At 67.4% G+C, this 24,288-nt stretch carries 20 protein-coding genes; 4 read left to right on the forward strand and 16 right to left on the reverse strand.

Annotated features, from left to right (window positions below):
• Positions 1 to 175: 175 nt before the first annotated feature.
• Entirely contained in the window at positions 176 to 1,390 is a 1,215-nt protein-coding gene (locus DIS04_RS04290; protein ID WP_422667476.1) for a BaiN/RdsA family NAD(P)/FAD-dependent oxidoreductase, read from the reverse strand.
• A gap of 332 nt (positions 1,391 to 1,722) precedes the next feature.
• Here DIS04_RS04290 and DIS04_RS04295 point away from each other — a divergent pair, with 332 nt between their 5' ends.
• A complete protein-coding gene (locus tag DIS04_RS04295; protein WP_111412461.1) occupies positions 1,723 to 2,649 on the forward strand; it encodes a helix-turn-helix transcriptional regulator in 927 nt (308 codons plus the stop codon).
• Between the two features lie 82 nt (positions 2,650 to 2,731).
• Here the strand turns inward: DIS04_RS04295 and DIS04_RS04300 are convergent, their stop codons facing one another.
• From DIS04_RS04300 to DIS04_RS04360, 13 genes are all read right to left on the reverse strand, one after another.
• On the reverse strand, positions 2,732 to 4,009 hold the full coding sequence (locus DIS04_RS04300; protein ID WP_111412462.1) for a TadG family pilus assembly protein: 1,278 nt from the start codon (positions 4,007 to 4,009) through the stop codon (positions 2,732 to 2,734).
• A 2-nt stretch (positions 4,010 to 4,011) separates the two neighbouring features.
• The gene (locus DIS04_RS04305) at positions 4,012 to 4,452 is read right to left on the reverse strand and encodes a TadE/TadG family type IV pilus assembly protein (protein ID WP_111412463.1); all 441 of its coding nucleotides are present in this window, start codon (positions 4,450 to 4,452) and stop codon (positions 4,012 to 4,014) included.
• Positions 4,453 to 4,474: 22 nt separating this feature from the next.
• Positions 4,475 to 5,419: a tetratricopeptide repeat protein gene (locus tag DIS04_RS04310; protein ID WP_111412464.1), complete on the reverse strand. Its 945-nt coding sequence runs from the start codon at positions 5,417 to 5,419 to the stop codon at positions 4,475 to 4,477.
• 46 nt (positions 5,420 to 5,465) lie between these two features.
• Complete coding sequence (locus tag DIS04_RS04315; RefSeq protein WP_111412465.1) at positions 5,466 to 6,434, reverse strand: type II secretion system F family protein; 969 nt, start codon at positions 6,432 to 6,434, stop codon at positions 5,466 to 5,468.
• A 12-nt stretch (positions 6,435 to 6,446) separates the two neighbouring features.
• Positions 6,447 to 7,442 (reverse strand): type II secretion system F family protein, encoded by a 996-nt coding sequence (locus tag DIS04_RS04320; protein WP_111412466.1) that lies wholly within the window; start codon positions 7,440 to 7,442, stop codon positions 6,447 to 6,449.
• Positions 7,433 to 8,800, reverse strand: coding sequence for a TadA family conjugal transfer-associated ATPase (locus DIS04_RS04325; RefSeq protein WP_111412467.1), 1,368 nt, complete (start codon positions 8,798 to 8,800; stop codon positions 7,433 to 7,435). The genes DIS04_RS04320 and DIS04_RS04325 overlap by 10 nt, the downstream gene beginning before the upstream one ends.
• Positions 8,801 to 8,872: 72 nt before the next feature.
• On the reverse strand, positions 8,873 to 10,063 hold the full coding sequence (locus DIS04_RS04330; protein ID WP_111412468.1) for a CpaE/TadZ family protein: 1,191 nt from the start codon (positions 10,061 to 10,063) through the stop codon (positions 8,873 to 8,875).
• A 54-nt stretch (positions 10,064 to 10,117) separates the two neighbouring features.
• Positions 10,118 to 10,465: a hypothetical protein gene (locus tag DIS04_RS04335; protein ID WP_111412469.1), complete on the reverse strand. Its 348-nt coding sequence runs from the start codon at positions 10,463 to 10,465 to the stop codon at positions 10,118 to 10,120.
• A 55-nt stretch (positions 10,466 to 10,520) separates the two neighbouring features.
• The gene (locus tag DIS04_RS04340) at positions 10,521 to 12,113 is read right to left on the reverse strand and encodes a type II and III secretion system protein family protein (RefSeq protein WP_245904476.1); all 1,593 of its coding nucleotides are present in this window, start codon (positions 12,111 to 12,113) and stop codon (positions 10,521 to 10,523) included.
• A 70-nt stretch (positions 12,114 to 12,183) separates the two neighbouring features.
• Entirely contained in the window at positions 12,184 to 12,999 is an 816-nt protein-coding gene (gene cpaB / locus DIS04_RS04345; protein ID WP_111412470.1) for a Flp pilus assembly protein CpaB, read from the reverse strand.
• A complete protein-coding gene (locus tag DIS04_RS04350; protein WP_111412471.1) occupies positions 12,996 to 14,372 on the reverse strand; it encodes an AAA family ATPase in 1,377 nt (458 codons plus the stop codon). Before DIS04_RS04350 ends, cpaB begins: the two co-directional genes overlap by 4 nt.
• A gap of 94 nt (positions 14,373 to 14,466) precedes the next feature.
• Complete coding sequence (locus DIS04_RS04355; protein ID WP_111412472.1) at positions 14,467 to 15,105, reverse strand: A24 family peptidase; 639 nt, start codon at positions 15,103 to 15,105, stop codon at positions 14,467 to 14,469.
• Positions 15,074 to 15,277, reverse strand: coding sequence for a Flp family type IVb pilin (locus DIS04_RS04360; RefSeq protein WP_111412473.1), 204 nt, complete (start codon positions 15,275 to 15,277; stop codon positions 15,074 to 15,076). Before DIS04_RS04360 ends, DIS04_RS04355 begins: the two co-directional genes overlap by 32 nt.
• A 333-nt stretch (positions 15,278 to 15,610) precedes the next feature.
• Here DIS04_RS04360 and DIS04_RS04365 point away from each other — a divergent pair, with 333 nt between their 5' ends.
• Both DIS04_RS04365 and DIS04_RS04370 read left to right on the forward strand, forming a co-directional pair.
• Positions 15,611 to 16,735, forward strand: a complete 1,125-nt coding sequence (locus DIS04_RS04365) for an efflux RND transporter periplasmic adaptor subunit (RefSeq protein ID WP_111412474.1) — start codon at positions 15,611 to 15,613, stop codon at positions 16,733 to 16,735.
• Positions 16,735 to 19,851 (forward strand): efflux RND transporter permease subunit, encoded by a 3,117-nt coding sequence (locus tag DIS04_RS04370; protein ID WP_111412475.1) that lies wholly within the window; start codon positions 16,735 to 16,737, stop codon positions 19,849 to 19,851. The genes DIS04_RS04365 and DIS04_RS04370 overlap by 1 nt, the downstream gene beginning before the upstream one ends.
• 60 nt (positions 19,852 to 19,911) lie before the next feature.
• Here the strand turns inward: DIS04_RS04370 and DIS04_RS04375 are convergent, their stop codons facing one another.
• Together DIS04_RS04375 and DIS04_RS04380 are read right to left on the reverse strand one after the other, a co-directional pair.
• Positions 19,912 to 20,337, reverse strand: coding sequence for a DUF3617 domain-containing protein (locus DIS04_RS04375; RefSeq protein ID WP_111412476.1), 426 nt, complete (start codon positions 20,335 to 20,337; stop codon positions 19,912 to 19,914).
• Between the two features lie 118 nt (positions 20,338 to 20,455).
• Positions 20,456 to 22,264, reverse strand: coding sequence for a putative bifunctional diguanylate cyclase/phosphodiesterase (locus DIS04_RS04380; RefSeq protein ID WP_245904477.1), 1,809 nt, complete (start codon positions 22,262 to 22,264; stop codon positions 20,456 to 20,458).
• 859 nt (positions 22,265 to 23,123) lie between these two features.
• On the opposite strand from DIS04_RS04380, the gene DIS04_RS04385 reads away from it, so the two are divergent.
• Positions 23,124 to 24,179, forward strand: coding sequence for an NAD(P)-dependent alcohol dehydrogenase (locus tag DIS04_RS04385; protein ID WP_111412477.1), 1,056 nt, complete (start codon positions 23,124 to 23,126; stop codon positions 24,177 to 24,179).
• Positions 24,180 to 24,288: the final 109 nt, after the last annotated feature.

Consider the following 24,288-nt stretch of genomic DNA (forward strand, 5'->3'; position numbering starts at 1 on the left):
CATCCTGGGGGAGCCTGCCGGACCTGACGCGGATCCAGTGCGAGATCCGGTCGTCAAGTCCGGCAGGCTCCGAGACGAACCGATGCCACCAGCGTAGCAACGCCCCGCGCCACCCCCGGTTACGTTCGGTAAGATTTTGTCGCCCCGAGGGCCACGCAGGCACGCCCCGCCAGCGCTACAGCGCCAGGCCGCAGGCCACCCCCGAGGCCCATGCCCACTGGAAGTTGTGGCCGCCAAGCTCGCCGGTGACGTCGAGCACCTCGCCGATGAAGCGCAGCTGCGGCACCCCCTCGACGCTGAAATCCTTCGACGAGATCGGTGCGGTGTCGACGCCGCCCAGGGTCACCTCGGCGGTGCGCCAGCCCTCGGTGCCGGCCGGCTTGAGGCGCCAGCGCTGCAGGCGCTGCTGCCACGCCTCGATGCGGGCATTGGAGAGCTCGGCCAGGACCGGGTCCTCGCCGTGCCACTCGGTCAGCGCCTGGGCCAGGCGCCGCGGCAGGCGCTCGCCGAGCCAGGTGGAGAGCTGGCGACGCGGAGCCTCACGACGCGCCGCGGCGAGCGCCTCGCTGAGCGCGAGGTGGGGCAACAGATCGACCTCGAGCTCGTCGCCTGGCTGCCAGTAGCTCGAGATCTGCAGCATGCCCGGGCCGGAGAGGCCGCGGTGGGTGAACAGCATCGGCTCGCGATAGCAGCGTTCACGCCCCGGCCCCAGGCGCCGGCCGTCGCGCACGGCGCTGACCGCCACGTCGCAGGCCACGCCGGCCAGGTCGGCCACGCGTGCCTTCCACTGGGAGGTAAGGGTGAAGGGCACCAGCGCCGGGCGCGTCTCGGTCACCGCCAGGCCGAACTGACGGGCGATATCGTAGCCGAAGCCGGTCGCGCCCAGGGTGGGAATCGAGAGCCCGCCGGTGGCGATCACCACCGCCCCGGCCTCGATGCGCCCCATGGAGGTGGCGAGCCGCATGCCCTCGCCGGCGGTTTCGATACGCTCGACGGCGGTCTTCAACCGCAGCTCCACCCCGGCCCATTCGCACTCGGTGAGCAACAGGGCGAGCAGCTCCTTGGCGGAGTGGGCGCAGAACAGCTGGCCCGGCGCCTTCTCCACGTAATCCACGCCATGCCGCTCGACCAGCTCGACAAAGTGCTCGGGGCGATAGCGCTTGAGCGCCGAAATGCAGAAGTGCGGGTTGGCCGAAAAGAAGTTGGCCGGCCCGGTGGCCAGGTTGGTGAAGTTGCAGCGCCCTCCCCCGGACATCAGGATCTTCTTGCCCGGCTTGTTGGCGTGGTCGAGCACCAGCACGCGCCGCCCCGCCTGCCCCGCCGTGAGCGCACACATCAACCCGGCGGCACCCGCACCGACGATGACGACATCGAACCCTGGAGACGACATTGGCATACCGATGATGGAAAAGGGGGCCGATTCTAGCAGAATTCGCTGACGACCGGCCAAGGCCGCGGGGCCTCCGGGCATGGCGTGCTTGAGATCGACGAGTTTACTTCGCAGAGATCTAATTCAGACTTTATTATTATAAATATACGACCAAAGGATGAGAAATATAATCCAGGTTAACCCGTGATCTTAAATTACATTTGATAAGACACGCACATCACAAAAGGTTACACCTGACCCTCCAATATATACAGAACTACACAAATGACCAGAGTCACCAAGAAGAACTTATAACGCATTATCACGCAAGGGATACCGGAGGGACGCTGCCTATGTCCACCCACGCCTACGTTCTCGTCGTGCTACGTACGCTCAATGACCCCGTGGAAAAGGAGTACGTACGTGCCCTGCGAAAAAAAGGTTATGCGATCGAGTTCGTCACCCAGGAGCAGGATCCCCTTCCGCTGCTGCTCGCCGAGCCCCCCATTGCTGCCTGCTTCGAATTCGACTATCCCGATCTCCAGGGCCTCACCGACCTGAGGCAGGCCAAGCAGCGTGCCCCCTCGGTGCCCCTGCTGATGATCACCCAGGCACACTCCGAGAGCCTGGCGGTGTGGGCCTTCCGGACCCGGGTATGGGATTATTTCGTGCAGCCGGTCGATCTCGTCAGGTTCCTGGCGGTCCTGGAGAGCCTCGCGCAGCTGAGGTCGGCCAACGCCGGCACGCAGGCGAGGCGGCCGGCGGCGGAGTTGAGCAACCAGATTCCCGCCGAAGCCCGCCTGCACTGCCACTCGTCGAACCATCAGCGCGTCCAGTTGGATCGAGCCATCAGCTATATCGAACAGCACCTCCACCAGAAGGTGGCCCAGGCAGAGGTGGCCGAGCGCTGCGGCATGAGCGCCTTCCAGCTCAGTCGGCTGTTCCGCAAGCTGACCAACACCACCTTCCAGGGCTTCCTGCTCGAGCGACGCATCACCGAGGCACAGCGGCTGCTGGCCAACCCCAAGGTCTCGATCACCGATGTCTGCTTCAGCGTCGGCTTTCGCGACCTCTCCTACTTCACGCGCACCTTCCAGAAGCACGTCGGCCAGACCCCGACCCTCTACCGTCAGTCGCTGAATCTGCCCGGCCCTGCCACCGCCATCGAGGCGACCAGGCTGGCGGCGGAGCCATGCGACGCCGCCTCGCCAGCCGGCAAGGCACTGCCCGAAACGGGCAGCACCGAGGCTGTCGCCCTGAGCCTTCGCGCGTCGAGCTGAGCGACCTCGCCCCGGTGTCTCTTGCATTGCGGCAGCGCGCGCAGCGCTGGCCGGAACCAGCGCTGCCCTACCGGGGCGGAGGTCAATCCACCAGCACGGGTATCTCCGCCAGAATGCCGAAATTCTCCCCGCCCGACTGCCCCTTGGGCTCGTGATAGCTGCAGCTGGGCAGGAAGTAGATGCTCTTCTGACGCCAGCCGCTCTCCTGCGAATCACTGCTCCACGTTGCCAGGCTGCCATCGGAATCGCGGATATTCATCGCCGTCACGAAATCGTCCCAGCGCGTCACGCCATCGGGATCGGAATTTTCCCAGGTGCCGGGGGAGACCCCCTCGCTATCTTCAGGCGGCTCCTCCATCTTCCAGGGGGCGTCATCATCGATCTTGTTGGCCTGATCCACGATCCAGGCGATATTCAGGTTTACCGCGCCTACCAGCGGGTTGCTCGGTGCGATCCCCTCCTCGCAGTCGACGACGGGAAGCGTGAGACTCCACAGGCGCTCCTTGTCCGTTTCCTCGACCCAGCATTCGTAAAGCGCCTGGAAAGCCGCCTGGACCTGGCCGTTGTTGGTGGAGATGTCCTCCCCGAAGTGCATCTCTTCGGGATTCCCGTCGCCGCAGATAAGGGCTTTCAGCTCGCTGGCACTCGATGCGCCGCTGTCATCGTGGGCAAAGTTCGTCCACCCCCCCGTCTGGTCTCCTTCGGGAATGAACCGCCCCACATCGCATGAATAGGAGTCCCCGTCCGTAATGGCTTCGCGGCACATGGCGATGGGCTGATCGACGTCTTCGGGCCTGAGAGTACCCGCGAAGCCGATATACGCCACCGCGCGGGCGGATGCCTCGTAGCCTTCGAACCCAAGCACACGGCCGAAGAAGGCCGCCACCGGTGTCTGTTCCCGCGCCGTCACCACCTCGACGGCATTGATGAAAGGTTCATACGGATCGTACACGTCAAGCTCAGCTGTGGTCTTTTCGTGCAGATCCACGGGATCGAGGGACTCATCCGGGGTGAAGGTTCGCGAACCAAAGCTCCAGTGCCCACGCTTGACACTCACCACTTCGACTTCGCTGTTCTGGCTGTTGTTCGCCTTGGCAGCGGACTCGGCATGGGCATTGGCCTGCGGGTTGACCGAACTCCCATCCTCGGTATACAGGAACCGTGCCCCGGCCAGGGCCCCGGCATCGGCGGCGTTATGCAGCTCGTTGCGGGCGACAAAGAGATTGCCCCCGTCCACCGAGAGCGCCGTGAAGGCCAGCAGCATGAACAGCGCCAGCGCCACCAGCACGATGGACACCCCCCCTTGCTTGCCCGGCGCCCCCCGGCGCCACAAGGCCCCTTGTGATCCTTGCGTGTTCATGGCTATTCCGCTCGCATCGTGGTGGTCGCTGAGAGTTCGAGTATCTCGCCCAGGGAGCTGACGAAACCGGGCAGCAGCAGGAACTGGTAGGAGTAATCGACGGTGACGGTGACATCGCTGCCAGGCGACATGCCGGGATCGGATCGCGCGACGCTGATGGCCATCTCCGCCGGCCCTCCCAGCGAGATCAGGTAGTGTTCGGCGTAGTCGCGAATGGCCTGCTCGATGGCGGCATCCTCGGCCGACAGGTCACGCGGCTGCGGCTTGAACAGGATCCCCTCCCTGGCTCCCTCCCGGGCGGCATTGGTCAGCGTCGCCTTGTCGTAGAGCGCCACGCTGAACTCGATGATGCCGAACAGCAGGAGAAACAACAGCGTGGCCGAGATGGCGAACTCCACCACTTCGGTCCCCTTCTGCCTGTGTAACGAGCGCACCCTTTTCATGGCCGCCTCTCCCCTTGTGCCCCTAGTTGGCAGTTTTCCGGCCGCCTTGGCGCCGCATCAGGCTGTCCAGGTTCCTGGCGTTCTGGCTGGCAGTCACGTAGTAGGCGGGCGACAGGCGCATCGCCTCCTCGAAGAAGCCCATGGCATCCGCGTAGCGGCCCTCCAGCATCGAGATGTAGCCGATGTCGTTATAGGCCTTGGCGTGGTCGCCGCTGCGCGCCACCGCCTCGACCGCCGTCTCGAAGTCGCCTTCCCGTGCGTAGACCAGGCCGAGGTTGCGCCAGGCCAGCTCGTAGCTGGGGTTGGCATTGACCGCACGGCGCAACGAGCGGCGGGCGTCGTCCCAGTCGCCGGCGAGGTAGCGTGAATAGCCCAGGTTGTTGAGCACCAGCGGCGTGTTGGGGCTGACATCCAGGGCCTTCTCGTAGTGGCTGCGGGCCTGCTCGTAGTTGCCCTGCATGTCGGCAATCACGCCCAGTGCGTTGTGTGCCTGCCACGGTGCATCGGGCCGCGAGGCCAAGGGCTGCAGCTGCCGCTCGGCGTTCTCGAACTCGCGCTGCTCGAGCAGCGCGACGCCCAGCGCCGTGCGCGCGCCCATGTGGCTGCCGTCGATCTCCAGCGCCCAGCGGTAGGCCTTCTCGGCCAGGTCATGGTTGCCCCGGCCATGGTGGATGATGCCGATGCGATAGAGCGGATCGGCCTGGGGCTTTTTCTCCATGCGCAGGCCGCGCAGGTACTCGAACAGCGCCCGGTCCGGATCGCGGGCACTCAGCGCCCTGGCCCCGTTGCGATAGGCCTCCTCGGGCGAGGCGACCGGAAAGGCCGTGTTGTACTCCAGCGAATCGCTGCTGCCCCCCAGCGCCGCATAGGGGTCCGATTCCGACGAGCGTGGCGCATTGCTGGCGCAGCCACCAAGGATCAGGGCCAGCACGAGACAAGCAACCGAATTCCTGAGTTTGAGTTTCATGTGACTCTCCCCGAGGCGTAGTGGGTTGGAGGCGGAGTGGCCGGGGTCAACGCCCGGCCAATGCCGCCATGGCGCCCAGCAGGGGTGGCCCCAGGGCCACCACGAAGAAGCTGGGAAATACACAGAAGATCAGCGGGAAGAGCATCTTGGTGCTGACCTTGGCGGCCTTCTCCTCCGCTTCCTGGGTGCGCTTGTCGCGCAGCTCCGCGGCGAAGAGACGCAGCGTCATGGCGATGCTGGTGCCGAAGCGCATGCTCTGCAGCAGCGTCGTCACCAGGCCACGGATGTCGTCGACCCCGGTACGCTCCTCCAGGTCGCGCAGCGCCGCCTTGTTGTCCATGCCGGCCCGGGTCTGCAGGCCGAACAGGTGCAGTTCCTCGGCCAGCTCCGGGTGGCTGATCTCCAGGTCGCGGGCCACGCGCTGGATGGCGGCACCCAGGCCCAGGCCCGCCTCGCTGCACACCACCAGTAGGTCGAGGGCATCGGGCAGGCCGCGGCGCAGCAGGAGGGTACGGCGCTTGATCGTCCGCTCCAGCCAGAAGCGCGGCAGCAGGTAACCCGCGATCGCCGAGATGGCCACCAGCATCACGCTGACCGCCGGCTCCAGCCGCACGAAGGGCACCAGCAGCAGCAGCAGGATCGGCGGGACCACCGTAAGCAGCAGGCGAACGCCGAAGAACAGGTTGACCGCCCCCGGCGAGCGCTTGCCGGCACGGCGTAGCTCCTGGGCGATGCGGCTGCGCGCCTCCTCCTCGGTGGGCACCAGCCGCTCGCCCATGGGCCCGAGCCAGTCGCCCAGCGCCGATTCGGTGCTCGCCGTGCCGCCGGCGGCGCTCGCCTCCAGGCGGCGCAGGCGACGGCGCAGCGGGTCGGAGAAACCCATCACCACGAACATGATGGCGATCAGCAGGGCGAAGATCGCCAGCCCCAGCAGGCCGCCGAAGACCAGCTGCAGGGTCTGGGGATCGTCGAGCCGCTCACTCAGCGGTTGCAGCCATTGCATCCAGGAATCCATCGCCAGCCCTCCTCATACCTCGATGCGCACGATCTTGCGCATCCACAGGATCCCCATGATGACCATGACGAAGGCCGCCACCACCAGCTGGCGCCCGATCGGGTCGCCGGTCAGCATGGGAATGAAATTGGGCGAGACCAGCGTCAGCACCCCCGCCAGGACGAAGGGCAGCAGCGACAGGATCCACGCCGCCATGCGCCCCTGGGCGGAGAGCGTCTTCACCTTGCGCTGGAAGCGGAAGCGGTCGCGTACCACGCTGGCCAGGCCATCGAGCAGCTCGGCGAGGTTGCCGCCGGTCTCCTTCTGGATCAGCACCGAGGTGACGAAGATCATCACCGTCACGCTCTGCACGCGGCGCAGCAGGCCCAGCAGGGCGCCGCGCACGTCGCCGCCGTAGTTGATCTCCATGAAGGTGGTGCGAAACTCGCCGGCCACCGGCTCGGCCATCTCCTCCGCCACCAGGTGCATGGCATCGCTGAACGGATGGCCGGCGCGCAGGGCGCGCGCCATGATGATCAGCGCATCGGGCAACTGCTCCTCGAAGCGCGCCAGGCGCTGGTTGCGCAGCCGCTGCAGCCGCAGGAAGGGCAGCGCTGCCGCCCCCAGGCCCAGCAGCACGGCGATCGGCAGCGGCAGCAGCAGGTAGCCGCCCCCACCCGCCACGCCGCCGAGCAGCAGCGATGCCAGCACCACCCGGTAGGCGGGGGTCTCCTTGCCGGCCTGCTCGACGAGCTGCTCCAGGCGCGCCATGCCCGGCAGCGCCTCCAGCGCCCGTTCCAGCGGGGAGAGTTCGCGCAGGTACTTGCGCCGCACCAGCGAGACCTCGTCGGGCCGGGCCTCGCCCGAGATGGCCTTGAGGCGCTTCTTGAGTCGCTTCTGCGCCTGGCGGTTCTCCCCGAAGGCGGGCACCAGGAAGCTCTGCATCAGCAGCAGCACGGCGACGAACACCATGCCGATGACGATGGCCTGGTCGGAGAGCTCGATGTCCAGCAGGCCGCTCAGATCCATGACCGCCGGCCCCCGCCCGTGTTCTGGAAGATCTCCAGGCCCGGGTCGAGCCCGCGGCGCTTGAGGTGATCGTGGAAGCCGGGCACCACGCCGGTGGCCAGGTAGCGGCCGACCACCCTGCCGTCGGCGTCGACGCCCTCGCGCTCGAAGCGGAAGATCTCCGACATGGTGATGATCTCGCCCTCCTGGCCGCTGACCTCCTGCACGCTGACCAGCCGGCGCACGCCATCCTCCTGGCGCTCGACCTGCACCACCACGTCGATGGCCGAGGCGATCTGCGAGCGCAGCGCCTGGGGCGGCAGCTGGAAGCCGCTCATGGCGACCATGTTCTCGATCCGCGTCAGGGCATCGCGGGGCGTGTTGGCGTGAATGGTGGTCAGCGAGCCGTCATGCCCGGTGTTCATCGCCTGCAGCATGTCGAAGGCCTCGCCGCCGCGCACCTCGCCGACCACGATGCGGTCGGGGCGCATGCGCAGGCTGTTGCGCACCAGGTCGCGCTGGCTGATCTCGCCCTTGCCCTCGATGTTCGGCGGGCGCGTCTCCAGGCGCCCGACGTGGGGCTGCTGCAGCTGCAGCTCCGCCGAGTCCTCGATTGTGACGATGCGCTCGTCGTGGGGGATGAAGCCCGAGAGAATGTTGAGCAGCGTGGTCTTGCCGGCGCCGGTGCCGCCGGAAACCAGCACGTTGAGCCGCGCCTTGACCACCTTCTCCAGCAGCCGGGCGATCTCCGGCGAGATGCTGCCGTACTCGACCAGGCTCTCGACCCCCAGGCGCTCCACGGCGAAGCGGCGGATGGAGAGCATCGGGCCGTCGATGGCGAGTGGCGGGATCACCGCGTTGACCCGCGAGCCGTCCTTGAGGCGCGCGTCCACCATCGGCGAGGACTCGTCGATGCGCCGCCCCACGCTCGAGACGATGCGATCGATGATGGTCATCAGGTGGGCATCGCTGTCGAAGCGCAGGGTGGTCTGCTCCAGCTTGCCGCGCCGTTCCACGTAGATCGGCGTGGTGCCGTTGACCAGGATATCGGACACGGTCTTGTCGGCGAGCAGCGTCTCCAGCGGCCCCAGGCCCAGCACCTCGTCCTGCAGCTCGTTGACGATGCGCTGACGCACGCCGGCGTTGAACGGCAGCGTCTCCTTGCTCATCAGCGACTCGCACACCTGCTGCACCTGCAGGCGCGCCTCGCGCTCGTCGAGGGTGCTCAGCAGGGTGAGATCCATCACCTTGACCAGCTTGCGGAAGAGCTTCTGCTTGTACTCCTGCTCCTCCTGCGACAGCCGCCCGGCACCGCGCCCGGCCCAGCCGGCACGCATCTCGTCGCTGGTCGAAGTGGGTGTTCGCTCACGCAGATTCATGGTCGTTCTCCCGAGTGGTCCCAGTGGTTCCCGATGCCTTGCGCCTCGTCATGCAAATGGCCGCTGCGCCGCTCAGTGCCGGCGAGGCAGCGCCCAGCCCAGCAGGGAGCGTTTCCTGGCCGGGTAATGGCCCGGCGAAGGTTGCTCGAGCGCCTCGACCAATGACTTGAGCTGGCGCGTCAGCGGTGCCTTGGGGGCGAAATCGTGCAGCGGGCTGCCCATGTTGATGCTGTGGCTGGCGCGCTTGAAGTCGTTGGGCAGGGTGTGCAACGACAGGCCCGGCAGGGCATCGCCGATCGAGCCGAGATCGACGTCGTGCTTCCTGTCGTAGCGGTTGACCACCACGCTGATGCGCGTCGGCGAGATACGCAGTTCATGCACGAGCACGTCGCGCAGGCGCTGGGCATCGTGCAGGTGGGCGACGCTCTGCTGCATCACCATCAGCACGCGATCGGCATGCTCCAGCACGCAGGCGTTGGCGCCGTTGAGCCAGCGCGGCAGGTCGACCACCACCTCGTCGTTGATGCCGCTCAGCACCTGCATCAGCTGCTCGACCCGCGTTTCGGGCACCTCGCCGACCCCCAGGTGGTCGCCCGGCGAGGAGGCAAGCAGCCCGAGGCCGCTGTCGTGGCGCTGCAGGTAGGCCTCCAGCGCCAGGCCATCGAGGCTGTCGGCCGACTCCAGCGCCCGCACCAGGCCATGGTCCGGCACCAGGTTGAAGTAGAGCGGCAGGGAGCCGAACTGCACGTCCATGTCGACCAGCACCGTGGCGCACTCCTGGCGGGCCAGGCGATGGGCCAGGTTGGCCGCCACCAGGCTGGCGCCCGAGCCCCCCTTGGCGTTGATCACCGCGGTGGTGCGCGCCACGCTGTCCGGCTCCATCTGGCGATCGCGCGCCAGCTCGCGCAGGAACTGGATGATCTCGCTGTCGTCGATGGGCGGCGAGAAGAAGTCCCGCGCCCCGGCGCGCATGGCCAGGCGGATCAGCTCGACGTTGCCCTTGGGCCCCACCACCAGCAGCGGCGGGCGTTGGCTGGCCGGCCGTTCGCACAGCGCCATCAGCTCGGCTTCCCAGTGGTACTCCCCCACCATCAGCACCAGCGCATCGGGCAGCGGGCTGATGTCCTCCAGCACGTCGACATGGCCGTTGACCATCAGCCGGGTGATCACCTGGATATCGCCCTGGCTGCACAGCAGCGCCTCCAGGGCCTTCAGCTCCTCACGGGCCCGACCCGCCAGCAGTATTTCGAGTCGTTTGCGCATCGTGTCACCTGCCTGTCGTTGAAATCCGCCTGTCCCGGGAGCGCCACCGCTGGCTCACGGCATGCTCCCGCCCGGCGGTGCACTGAAGATGCCGATCACACCGTCCGACGTGCCGCCGCCGGAGGCCGGGCTGCCGCCGCCGGCCGAGGTGCGATAGGCGCGTATCGCCGAGGCCGCCTTGTCGCCGTTCAGCGCTGGCACCTCGTCGCCCGGGGAATAGGCCTGGATCGCCTTGGTGTGGCGCACGCTGTCGCCGTAGGGGGGCAGGTCGGCCCCCGGGCGCGGCGCCATGCAGCCGGCCAGGGCCAAGAGGAGCGCGGCCAGCCCCAGCCCCCGGAAGAGCCGATGCCTGGCGCTGCTGGCGGCGAAGGCCGCGGGCTTTCGCATGGGATAACGGGACATGGTGCGGTCTCCCTGTCTGAGCCGTGCCGTGTGCCGGCGCGACGTGGTAGGACGTTCAGAGGTCATGGCCGAAGCGCCCTTCGGTACCGCCCTCCGGGCGGCTCGACATCAGCTCCAGGTCGAAGCTGGAGGGACGCGGACGCGGCTCGCCTTCTCCTTCCAGGTGCTGGAAGCTGCCCAGCAGGTAGAACTCCAGGTCGCTGGGCGGCACGAAGGAGCCGGTCGGCAGGCGCACCTCGGCGGTCTCGAAGGAGCGGGCCAGGCGCGGGGTGACGAAGATCACCAGCTCGGTCTGCTCCTTGATGTACTCCTGGCTGCGAAACAGCGCCCCGAGGATGGGCAGCTCGCCCAGGCCCGGCAGCTTGGAGACATTCTCGCGCAGGCTCTCGTTGAGCATGCCGGCGATGGCGATGGTCTGGCCGGTGGTCAGCTCCACGGTGGAGCTGGCACTGCGCTTGCTCAGCGCCGGCACGAAGAACTGCGCCCCCACCCCGCTGCCCACCCCCACCTGCAGGCTGTTGGCCGGTACCAGGTCGGAAACCGAGACATCCACGCGAAGGTTGATCGTGCCGGAGTCCAGCACCACCGGCAGGAAGCCGAGCCCCACGCCGAACTCCTTGTGCTCGATGGCCACCTGGCCGTCGCCCTGGGGCACGGGAATGGGGAACTCGCCGCCGGCCAGGAAGCGCGCCTGCTCGCCGGTGAGGGTGGTGAGGTTGGGCTCGGCGAGGATCTTGGCCACCCCCTCGCGGCTGGCGGCGTCCAGCACCAGGTTGAGCAGGTAGTCGCCGCGCTGGTAGCTGGCGAAGATGCCGGTGTCCTCGATGGTGGCGGTGGCCGGGGAGAATTCCGACACCACCGGGCCGATCGGCGTGCCGTCGCCGAAGACCGGAATCCGTCCCCCCAGCCCGTCGGCGCCTTCGAAGACGGCATCCGGGAAGGTGGCTCCGCCGCTGACCGCCCCGCCGCGGAAGGCCGAGGAGCCGACGTTGAAGACGTTGAAGTTGGCCTCGAGGCGCTTGACCAGCGAGCGCGACACCTCCGCCACCTTGACGTCGAGCATCACCTGCTGGGCGCCGCCCACCTGCATCAGGTTGAGCACTGAGCCCTCCTCGCCGCCGGCGAAGCGATTGGCCAGGCGCAGCGCGGTCTCGAGCCGTTCGGCGCTGGAGACCTCACCGCTGAGCACGATGCCTTCCTGGGTGGAGCGCACCTGCACGCTCTCGCCGGGCAGCAGCTCGTGGAGGTTGCTCTTGAGGGTCTCGAGGTCGTGGGTGACGGTGACGTTGAGCGCCCCCTCGACGCGCTCCGACTGGTCCCACAGCACCACGTTGGTGGTGCCGGTGGACTTGCCCAGCACGTAGAGCTGGCGCGAGCCCATCACCACGATGTCGGCGATCTCGGGGTTGCCCACCGAGACCACCCGCACCGGGCGCGGGAACTCCAGCACCTGGGCCTTGTTGATCGCCACGGCCACCGACACCGCCCGCCCTTCGATCGGCATGGAGACGCGGCGCGCGTTGTCGGCCAGTTGGCCCTGCTGGGCCGGCAGCTGCATGCCCCAGCCCGCCGCCAGCAGCGCCCCCAGCGCCAGCGCCAGCCACTTCACGGCGCCGCGATGTCCCCTGGACTTGTCCTTGATGATCATGGCTGTCTCCCCGGCTCTTGCAGATGGAGCCTGCTCGTAGGTGCTGCCCTTCCCTGCCAAGGGGGGCCGGCTAGTTGCGTACATTGACCGAACTCATCTGGGTGCCGCGCAGCACGTCCACCCGGCGCTGCACCGGGGCGGCGCGGCGCGGCGGCGGTGCCGGCTCGGCGCGCGGCTCCAGCTCCGGCAGGTTCAGCGTCGAGCGCTGCGCCGTCATCAGGTCGTCCTCTTCCTGCTCCAGGGGGTTGCGCAGGGTGAGCTGCACCTTGCCCTCCTGGGTGGCCTTGACCAGGGTCTCGGCCTGCTGGGTCGACACCTCCAGGGTCACGGCGCGCACGATCACCGGGCCATCGCGCTCCTGGCTGGCGAGCTGGTCGACCGCCAGCACCTTGAGGTTGCGCAGCACCGTCTTCGACTCGACGCTGTCGCGGCTGCCGTTGCGCCGGGTGGAGACCACGTCGACCCGGTTGCCCGGCAGCAGGAAGCCGGCCACCCCGACCACGTCGTCGACGCGCACGCTCATGGCGCGCTTGCCGGGGTCGAGCAGCGCGGCCAGGGCGCTGCCGCCCATGTGCTCGGAGACCCGCCCCTCCAGCACCACCTCGCCCGGGTAGATCATCTGGTTGCTGACCCGGCCCACCACGCTGTCGATGTCCGAGAAGCTGTTCGGCGGTACCACGTCCCTGGGCATGCTCACCATCTTGAGGTCGGAAGCCTCGACCTTGGTGCCGAACGGCACCTGCAGCGCCGCCACCACCACCTGGGCGACATCATCGCGCTCGCCGTCCCCGTCCTGCGCCTGCATCCAGTTCATGGCCAGCGTGGCGGCCCCCAGCGCCATGACCAGCGAGAGCCCGAACATGGCGAAGATCCCCTTGCGTTTCATGGTGCATCCCTCCGGTGAGCGGCGCTTTCCCCGTCACGCCCCGCGTCGGGGGCCTGCGAGAATTCGCCGAAGTAGGTCTGCCAGGCCCAGCGCAGGACCTCGCGGTCCGGTGCCTGGCGGCCCTGGTAGTCGAGCTGGTCCTGGGCCAGGCTCAGGATGTCGCGCGGGTGGCAGGCGAGCAGCGGCACGTCGTGGCGGGCATGCAGTTCGTCGATGGCGAACTCGACCAGCACCGGCTCGAAGGGCAGCCCCAGGGCCTCGCACTGCTGCCGCCAGATGGCCCGGTAGGCCTCGCGCCCGAGGGGCGCGAAGCGGATCTTGTAGCCGATGCGGCGCAGGAAGGCGGCATCGGCCAGCGTCAGCGGGTCGAGGTTGGTGGAGAACACCAGCGCCACGTCGAAGGGCACGCTGAAGTGGTAGCCGTTGGCCAGCGCCAGGAAGTCGCGGCGCTCCTCCAGCGGCACGATCCAGCGGTTGAACAGCTCGCTGGGCGGCATGCGCTGGCGGCCCAGGTCGTCGATCACCAGCATGCCGTTGTTGGCCAGCAGCTGGACCGGCGCCTGGTGGATATGGGTGGCGGCGTCGTACTGGATCTCCAGGCGCTCCATGGTCAGCTCGCCGCCGGTGACCACGCAGGGGCGGCGGCAGCGCACGTAGCGCGGGTCGTGGCCGTGCTCGAGATAGAGCCGGGCGGCGGGCGACGACCCCGCCGGGTCCTCCAGGCTGTGGTGCACGGCGGGATCGAAGCAGCGCAGCGCCTTGCCGCCCACCAGGATGGCGTGGGGCACCAGCACCTCGCCCGCCAGCAGCCGCACCAGGCGGCGGGCGATGTAGCTCTTGCCGGTACCGGCGTGGCCATGGATGAACATGGCCCGCCCGGAGTGCAGCCCGGGGCCGAGCTGGTCGAGCAGCGCCGGGTCGATCACGGTGTCGGCGAAGGCCGCCATGACCGCCTCGCGGCATATGCCCACCTCGCCGAGGGCCTGCTCGCGCACCCGCTCGCGGTAGGCTTCCAGGGTCACCGGCGCCTTGCCGCTGTAGCCGTCGCGGGCGAGCGCCTCCAGCGCCGAGGCGCGGCCGCGGTCGGTGAGGCCGAAGCGCAGCGCCCCGCTCGCCCCCTGGCCGCGCACCTCCACTCGCCCCTCCTCGCGCAGGAAGCGGCACACCTCCTCCACCACGCTGCCGGCCAGGGCGCTCTCGCGGCCCAGCTGGTGCAGGTCGAGCACGCCCAGCTCGAAGAGCTGCTTGACCAGCAGGTCGCCCAGGTAGAGCAGCGAGAGCCCGGTCTCGGCCACCGTGGCGGGGCGCGGCGCACGCCGGGCGGCCATGCCCTCGGCATCGGTGGGGTGCAATCCTGGCGCTGGCTGAAGCATGGCGGGCCTCACATTACGTTACGTTTTGTGTAATTCGTTCGATGGCCTGGCAATGACCGCTGGTCGTTTGTTATGGCTTCCCGGCGTACCTTCCTTATTGGACCAGCGGCCATTGCCAGATCATCCATCCCGTCGTGCCGAGCGCGATCGATACCGCGAAGGGAAACTTCTTGCCCATCACCTCTCCCTCCTGAGGCGCGATATAGATCGGCCTTCCCGTGACCACCAGCGTCTTGAGCATCAGGCCATAGCGGCTCCAGGGGGATAGCGTATTGCGATTAATCATTGCCGATGCGGCAAACAGCAGACCGATAACCCCACCGACTAAAATGCTGGCGAGACCCGCCTGCAAGACGCCCAATGGACCCAGAAAGGTGCCGACAGCCCCCATTAACTTGGCATCACCGGCGCCAGTAAAACCCATTAAGTAGCTTGGCAAAAGAATCGCCAACCCAACAAGGAGGCCATACATTCCGGCAATAAAACCATCGGTTCCTGCCAAGATAAGCTGCAATAGGATACCCACTGAAACCCCGGCCATGATGAGAGGATTGGGGATGATCTGGCTACGCAAATCGATTAACGCAGCCAGCGCCAATAAAATTCCAGCAGAGATTAGCTTAAATTCTTCGTCCACTTTAATCCCCTTAACCAAGAGAAACTTGATGACGCCAACCTCCTTATCGGCGCCATACGAACCATTACTGCGTGGTTGTGGCTGGAGGATCCACATCTTTTAATGCTGATTCCAAATATCCAAGAACTGTTTTTACTTCGCCTCCAATGGATGCAAATATTGCCGCCCCAACAGCCACAATTAGCCCTCCTACCAAAGCCCACTCCACCACTTCGGTGCCTTCCTCTTCCTTCCAGAAACGCTCGATCCCTTGCATCAGCTTGTTCATGACTTCTCTCCTTCGGATTGCGTCAGTAACCTTGCACGGTGTCTTTCGGGAGCGTCGGCGTTTCCGAGCGCTCACGTGACTCAGCATCGTCGTTACAAAGTGGTTACGCTTGGAGAATCTTGCAGGACCCTTGGAAGTATCTTGCGAAAACCGGCAAAAAGATGCGCGCTGGCGCATAAAGCGTCGATCTTGTACGTTAGCTGTACATTCAAACCCACAAGGTAGAACCGTCGTTGTGAATTTGTTGTCACATTCAAGGCCGCCAGGGCGAGTAGGCTGTATCAGGAATGGCCACGGATGCGCCCCGACTGCCGAACCACGACAAGAGAGCACATGAACACATCGCGCCTTTTCCTCGTTTCACCGGCCCGGCGGCTGGCCTCGCTGGCCGGCTTGGCGTGGCTGGCCGCCGGCCTCGCCCTGGCCGCCCCGCTGCCCGCGGCGGCCCAGGAGCGCACCGCCGTGATCGGCGCCCGCGCCGGCCTCCAGCCCTGGTCAGACCCGCTGGAGGCGCTCGGCACCCTGCGCGCCGACGAGAGCGTGACGCTCTCGGCCACGGTGACCGAGATCGTCGCCGAGCTGAACTTTCGCGACGGCGAAGCCGTGGAGGCCGGCCAGCTGCTGATCCGGCTGGAGGACGATGAGGAGCGCGCCCAGCTGCGCGTCGCCCAGGCCCTGCGCGACGAGCGGCGCAGTTCGGTGGACCGCCTGAGCCAGCTGCAGAGCCGCAACATGGCGCCGCGGGCCGACGTGGAGGACAGCCAGGCGCGGCTGCGCCAGGTGGAGGCGGAGATCCAGGCGCTCGAGGCGCGGCTGAGCAACTACCGCCTGCGCGCCCCCTTCGACGGCGTGGTGGGCTTCCGCAACATCAGCCTCGGCAGCCTGGTCACCCCCGGCACCGAGCTGGTCACGCTGGACAAGCTCGACGTGATGAAGCTCGACTTCAGCGTGCCGGAGATCTACCTGTCGATCCTCGCCCCGGGGCTGCCGCTCACGGCACGCAGCGTGGCCTTTCCCGATGCGGTGTTCGAGGGCGAGGTGGCCAGCGTCGGCTCGCGGGTCGACCCGGTGAGCCGCAGCATCACGGTGCGCGCCGAGCTCGACAACCCCGAGCTCCGCCTGCGCCCGGGCATGCTGATGGAGGTCGTGCTGCAGCGCAGCCCGCGGCAGGCCGTGGTGGTGCCCGAGTCGGCGCTGATTCCCAGCGGCGACCGCCAGTTCGTGCTGGTCATCGACGAGGCCGACGAGAATCGCGTGGCGCGGCGCGAGGTGCGCGTCGGCGAGCGCCGCACCGGCCAGGCCGAGATACTCGAGGGGCTCGAGGCCGACGAGCTGGTGGTCTCCCACGGGGTACAGCGCGCCCGCGAGGGCGATCGCGTGCGGCTGCTGGGCATCGCCGGCGAGGAGCGTTCCATTCGCGAGATTCTCGAGGCGCATCGCGACGAGGGAGACGCCTGATGCGTCTGTCCGACATTTCCGTCCAGCGGCCGGTGCTGGCGACGGTGCTGGCGCTGCTGATCGTCGCCTTCGGGCTGCTCTCGCTGCAGCGCCTGTCGTTGCAGGAGTATCCCGCCATCGACCCGCCGGTGGTCAGCATCGACACGCGCTACCCCGGCGCGGCGGCCAGCGTGGTCGAGTCGCGCATCACCCAGGTGCTGGAGGACCGCATCGCCGGCATCGAGGGGATCGAGGTAGTGACCTCGTCGAGCGAGGACGGCCAGTCGCGGATCGACATCGAATTCAGCCTCGACATGGACATCGACGCCGCGGCCAACGACGTGCGAGATCGCATCAGTGGCGCCCAGCGCAACCTGCCCGACGACGCCGACCCGCCCGAGGTGCAGAAGACCGATTCCAGCGAGGAGGTCGTGCTGTGGCTGAGCCTCTCCGGCGAGGGCTACTCCATGTCGGAGCTGACCGACTACGCCAACCGCTACCTCGTCGACCGGCTCTCCGTGCAGCCCGGCGTGGCCCGCGTGCGGGTGGGCGGGGGCCGCGACTACGCCATGCGGGTGTGGATCGACCGCAACGCCCTGGCGGCGCGCGACCTCACCGTCAGCGACGTGGAGAGCGCGCTGCGCGCCGAGAACGTCGAGCTTCCCGCCGGCGCCATCGAATCCCGCGAGCGGCAGTTCATCGTGCGCCTGCCGCGCAGCTTCGCCGTGGCCGAGGACTTCCAGCGCCTGGCCATCGGCCAGGGCAGCGACGGCTACCTGATACGCCTGGGCGACGTCGCCCGGGTCGAGGTCGGCTCGGTGGACGATCGCTCGATCTTTCGCGCCAACGGGGTGCCCATGGTGGGCCTGGGCATGATGATGCAGTCCACCGCCAACGTGCTGGAGCTCTCCCAGGGCGTGCAGGCGGAGATGGAGCGGCTGCAGGCCAGCCTGCCCGAGGGCATGCGGCTGAGCCTGAACTTCGATGCCTCGCTGTTCGTCGCCGGCGCCATCAAGCAGGTGGTTCTGACGCTGTTCATCGCCATGGGGCTGGTGGTGGTGGTGATCTTCATGTTCCTCGGCAACGTGCGCACCACCCTGGTGCCGGCGGTGACGGTGCCGATCGCCGTGATCGGCTCGTTCAGCGCGCTGGCGGTAATGGGCTTCTCGATCAACCTGCTCACGCTGCTGGCGCTGGTGCTGGCGATCGGGCTGATCGTCGACGACGCCATCGTGGTGCTGGAGAACATCAACCGGCGCATGCACGACTATGGCGAGACGCCGCTGGTGGCGGCCTTCCGCGGCACCCGCCAGATCGCCTTCGCCGTCATCGCCACCACCCTGGTGCTGATCGCGGTGTTCGTGCCGCTCAGCTTCCTGCAGGGCAACGTGGGCCGGCTGTTCTCCGAGTTCGCCCTGACCATGGCCGCGGCGGTGGCCATCTCGAGCCTGCTGGCGCTTACCCTCACGCCGATGATGGCCTCGAAGATCCTCAAGCCCGGCATGGGCGACAGCCTGGCCGCGCGCGGCGTGCAGTGGCTGCTGGAGCTGTCGCAGCGCCTCTACCGCACGCTCCTCGAGGCGGTGTTCAAGGCGCGCCTGGCGGTGCTGGCCCTGTTCGTCGCGCTGATCGCCGCCACCCTGTGGATGGCCGAGCAGCTGCCCAACGAGTACACCCCGCGCGAGGATCGCGGCAACTTCTTCATCCTGGTCAACGGCCCCGAGGGCGCCACCTTCGACTACATGATGGACTACATGGACGAGATCGAGCTGCGCCTGCAGCCGCTGGTCGATTCGGGCGAGATCGAGCGCGTGGTGGTGCGTGCCCCGCGGGGCTTCGGCAACATCGAGAACTTCAACGGCGGTTTCGCCATCATCAACATGGCCGACTGGGGCGCGCGCCGCAGCGCCTGGGAGATCATGGACGAGGTACGCGAGCGCCTGGCCGACCTGCCCGGCGTGGAGGCCAGCCCGGTCATGCGCCAGGGCTTCGGCCAGCGGGTGCAGAAGCCCGTGCAGTTCGTGCTCGGCGGCGGTACCTACGACCAGCTCGCCGAGTGGCGCGACCTGATGCTCGAGCACATCCGCGAGCACAACCCGCGCCTGGCGGGCGTGGAGAGCGACTACCGGGAGACCCAGCCGCAGCTGCGCGTGGACATCGACTACGAGCGCGCGGCGTCGCTCGGGGTCACGGTGACCGAAATCGGGCGCACGCTGGAGGTGCTGCTGGGCGGGCGCAACGTGACCCGTTACGTCGACAACGGCGAGGAGTACGACGTCATCGTCGAGGGCGACCGGGCCAGGCAGAACAGCCCGCGCGCGCTGGACAACATCCAGGTGCGCTCGGCCCGTTCGGGCGAACTGATCCCCCTGGCGAGCCTGGTGACGCTGACCGACTTCGCCGGCGCCAGCACGCTCAACCGCTTCAACCGGATCCGCGCCATCACCATCGAGGCCAACCTGGTGGACGGCTACCCGCTGGGCGAGGCGCTGGAGTACCTCGAGCAGACGGCCGCCGAGATCCTGCCCGCCGAGGCCCAGACCAGCGTGGCCGGCCCCTCGCGGGACTACCGCGAGGCCAGCGGCGCCACCACCTTCCTGCTGGTACTGGGTGCGCTGGTGGTGTTCCTGGTGCTGGCGGCGCAGTTCGAGAGCTTCGTCCACCCCTTCGTGATCATGCTCACCGTGCCGCTGGCGATGAGCGGCGCCCTGCTTGGCCTGCTGCTCACCGGCCAGTCGCTCAACATCTACAGCCAGGTGGGCCTGGTGATGCTGATCGGGCTGGCGGCCAAGAACGGCATCCTGATCGTGGAGTTCGCCAACCAGCTGCGCGACCAGGGGTTTGCCTTCCGCGATGCGTTGCTCGAGGCCTCGGTGACGCGCCTGCGGCCGATCCTGATGACGGCGGTGACCACCATGGCCGGCGCCATCCCGCTGATCGTCTCCAGCGGCGCGGGCGCCGAGGCGCGCATGGTGATCGGCACGGTGATCATGGCGGGCGTGGCGGCCGCCACCTTCTTCACCCTGTTCGTGGTGCCGGTGGCCTACGACCTGCTGGCTCGCCGCACCGGTTCGCCCGGCGTGGTGAAGCAGCGCCTGGAACGCGAAATGTCCCGGGCGCCTGCCGAGCGTCACTGAGCCCGACACGCATGAAGGCCACCCTGGGGTGGCCTTCATGCGTCGGGCGGCAGCGCCGCTTCAGCAATCACCGAGGCGTTCGCCCTCGATGCTGGTTTCCAGCAGCATCTGGCCCATCGACGATTCGGTGTCGATGTTCACGTTGCCCTCGACGCGCTCGCCGAGGAATTCCATGCGGCCGTCGATGTTGGCTTCGCCCCCCTCGGCGCGGCAGATCATCTTGTAGTCGACCCCATCCTCAGAGACATTGTGCTCGAGCAGCTCACAGCCCTCCTCCACCTCGAGGAACTGGAAATCGGCGTCGTCCAGGTCCCCCTGGGCGATGCACTCCTGCTGGCTGTCGGTCTGGTCGGGAATCGGCACGTCGCCCTTGACGGTCGTGGTGCTGGTGAACTCCCACTGGCCCGGCACGATATTGGGCGACTCGGCCAGGGCCGTGAGCGGCAGCAGCAGCACGGCGGCGGCAAGCAAGGGTCGTAAGGACATGAAAGGTCTCCATTGATGATAGACGGGGCGAAGAAGCGGGCTTCTCCTGCGACGCGACACCCACAGCTTACCCCAGCGGCGGCCGGAAAAGGAGCGAGCGCGACGCGCGGGGGTCGTGTCAGGTGGACATGGGGCGCAGCGGCTCGGTCAACGACAGCTCCTCCAGGGCCAGCGGCCGGCCGAACAGGTACCCCTGGAAGGCCATGCAGCCGTGCTCCTGCAGCCAGCGGTGCTGCGCCTCCGTCTCGACGCCCTCGGCGGTGACCTCGAGCCCGAGGCTGTTGGCCAGGGTGATGGTGGTGGTGACGATGGCGGCATCCACCGGGTCGTCGAGCACCCCATCGATGAACGACTTGTCGATCTTGAGCGCATCCAGCGGGAGCCGCTTCAGGTAGTTCAGCGACGAGTAGCCGGTACCGAAATCGTCCAGGGCGAAGCGGATGCCGAGCTTGCTCAGGCGCAGCATGATGTTGCGCACCCGCTCCGGCTCCTCCATCAGCAGGCTCTCGGTGACTTCGAGCATCAAGCGAGCGGGGTTGGCGCCCGTTTCCTCCAGGGTATGCTGGACGCGGGCGATGAAGTCGGGCTGGTGGAACTGCACCGAGCTGACGTTGACCGAAATGGTCAGCGCCTGCCTGTCACCCTGCCGGGCCCAGGCGGCCAGCTGGCGGCAGGCGGTCTCCAGTACCCAGTAGCCGATCGGCAGGATCAGGCGGTTCTTCTCGGCCAGCGGGATGAACTGGCCAGGCGGCACCAGGCCGCGCCGCGGGTGCTGCCAGCGCAACAACGCCTCGACCCCAGTCACCTCCGCGCGGTCGTTGACCTGGACCTGATAGTGCAGGCGCAGCTCATCGCGAGCCAGCGCCTGGTGCAGGTCGGCCTCGAGATGCACCCGCTCCATCACGTCGGCCTGCATGTCGGCATTGAAGAAGCGCAGGGTGTTGCCGCCCGCCAGCTTGGCCTGCTGCAAGGCGATGTCCGCCTGGCGCATGGCATCGTCGACGTTCGCCTGGCCGTTGGCGAACAGGGTGATGCCGATGCTCGCCGAGATGGGCAGCGTCAGCGCCTGCTCGTCGTCGACCTGGGCACTCGTGATCTGGCCGAGCAGCTTCTCGGCCACGCGCTCGGCGGCATGGGCCGCCTGCTCCACGTCGAGACCGAGGTCGTGGATCAGCAGCACGAACTCGTCGGCCCCCAGCCGCGCCAGGGTGTCGCTCTCGCGCACCACCTCTCCCAGCGTGTGGGCCACCTGGCGCAGGAAGCGGTCGCCGCGCTGCAGCCCCTGGGTCTCGTTGATGACCTTGAAATCGTCCAGGTCGATGAACAGCAGGGCCGCATAGCGCTCGCTGCGCCGCGTCCCCTTGACCACCATCTCCAGGCGGTCGAGCAGCAGGCGCCGGTTGGGCAGCCCGGTCAGCGAATCGTAGAAGGTCAGCCGGTGCTTGCACTCCTGGATGTCGCGGTACTCGCTGACGTCGGTGGAGATGCCGCAGAGGGCGCGAATCGAACCGTCGGCGCGGCGCAGCGGCAGCTTGATCGAGAGGAAGGTGAAGACGGACGACTCCTCGCCCTGCACGTACCCCTCTTCCACCACGACCTTCTCGCCCTGCTCCAGGACCCGCCGGTCGTTGAAGCGCAGTTCCGCCGCGGTGACGGAATCGAACAGATCGGCGTCGGTCTTGCCCAGCACCGCGGCGGCGGGCAGGCCGACGATCTCGCTGCCCTTGCGGTTGACGTACTGGTAGCGAAAGTCGCTCGACTTGACGTAGATGCAGGCGTCGACGCTGTCGAGGATGGTCGTCAGTTCCTCGTGGCTGGCCCGCAGCCGTTCGACTTCGCGCAGCAGCCTGCGGCGGTAGGCCACGCCTGCCAGCGCCAGTAGCGCCGCCACGACCAGCCCCATCACGCCCCAGCCAGCCGTGGGCACGCCCCCCGCCTGCGCCGAGGCGCAGGCGGCCGACGGCAGGCCCGCCAAAGACCCGGCAAGAACGAATCGACGAGCCGTGACCCGCCACTCTGAATTGGACATCCCGTCACCCTTGGAAAGGATACGCTCAGTTATAGCAGAGAAATCTAAAATAACCGATCGGCCGGTCGACGCTAACGTCAACGATCCGCCCCGCTCCATCGGCACCGTCCCTTCGTTCCCATGGCAGCCGACTCTCCATCTTCACGCCTGCCGCGACGAAGCGAAAGCAAAGATTCAGCCCCCGGAGGGCGGCTTTTCCGCGCATCGCTCTGCGACCGGCGCGAGCGTGAGGGCCGATGCAGGTCGATTTTTTCCTTCATCGAAACAGAACCGTCGAAGGCGGGAAATGACGAACATCAAGCCAGCGCCGGGCGCCTGCACCGCCACCCGGGGACCACGGCGTGGCACTGAAACGCAAAGAGCCCGGCCTTGCGGCCGGGCGAACACTTGCTTCCTTGCACTCTTACCGGTCTTCCTGACCGGACCTCCCTGGGTCTTGCGTCGTCCTGACCCGGCTTCCTTGCGGAGCTTCCCTGCCCTTGCTTACAGCTTGGCAGACAAGCGGCAAAATGCAGTTAACCTGGGATAGGCTTCGTTGTAGGAAATCTCTGACAGGCTGTGTCGTAAAAATGCCTACGACAACGCTACCAGGACGTCTCATACCCATGGTACCAGGACCGTCTCATGCCGACGGTGCCGTGCCACGCGGCTGCCGCTTTCGAGCCCCGCAAGGGAACCTTTAGCGCCGGCTCCTCTCTGACCCTTGAAGGTGCCATGGCCTCAACGACGAGGCTTGACTCAACGAAAGGAGCTATCCATGAGCCAGACTCGCGCCTACGCCGCCCACGCACCCGACCAGCCCCTGGCCCCCTACCGGTTCGAGCGCCGCCGGCCGCGCCCGGACGACGTGGCCATCGAGATCCTCTACTGCGGCGTTTGCCACAGCGACCTGCACTTCGCCCGCGACGACTGGGGCATGAGCCGTTACCCCGTCGTGCCGGGGCACGAGATCGTCGGCCGCGTCACCGCCGTGGGCGAACAGGTCACCCGCTTCAAGGCCGGCGACCTGGTCGGGGTGGGCTGCATGGTCGATTCCTGCCGCGACTGCCGGCCCTGCCGCGACGGTGTCGAGCAGTTCTGCCTCGAGGGCTTCACCATGACCTACGGCAGCGACGATCGCCAGGACGGCAGCTTCACCCAGGGCGGCTATTCGGACAACATCGTGGTCAGCGAGCCCTTCGTGCTGCGCATGCCCGAGGGCATCGACCTCGCCTCCGCCGCGCCGATCCTGTGCGCCGGCATCACCACCTACTCGCCGCTCAAGCACTACGGCGTGAAGGCCGGCCACAAGGTCGGAGTGATCGGCATGGGCGGTCTCGGCCACATGGGCGTCAAGCTGGCCAAGGCGCTGGGCGCGGAGGTGACCGTGTTCACCCGCTCCGAGGCCAAGGTCGAGGAGGCCAGGAGCCACAGCGCCGACCACGTGGTCGTCTCCAGCGACCCCGCCCAGATGGAAGCGGTGGCCGAGACCTTCGACTTCATGCTCGACACGGTGCCGGTGCAGCACGACCTCAACCCCTACCTGGCGGCGCTGAAGTACGACGGCACCCACATCCTGGTCGGCCTGCTCGACCCCATCGAGCCCGCCATCAACGCCTTCAACCTGGTGTTCAAGCGCCGCGTGCTTGCCGGCTCGCTGATCGGCGGTGTCGCCGAGACCCAGGAGCTGCTCGACTTCTGTGCCGAGCACGACATCCGCTGCGATATCGAGATGCTCGACATCCACGACATCAACGAGGCCTTTGAACGCATGCAGAAAGGCGACGTGCGCTACCGCTTCGTGATCGACATGGCGAGCTTGAAGGCGGCCTGACCTCCGCCCCTGCCGAACGAGACGCGGCGGCTTGCCCTGGCAAGCCGCCGCGTTGCGTTCGGTGGCGGCCCGCCGAGCCCCGAGGGCGCGTTCGTGCCCGAACCAACCG

The organism is Billgrantia lactosivorans (genome assembly GCF_003254665.1).
GTDB lineage: Bacteria > Pseudomonadota > Gammaproteobacteria > Pseudomonadales > Halomonadaceae > Halomonas > Halomonas lactosivorans.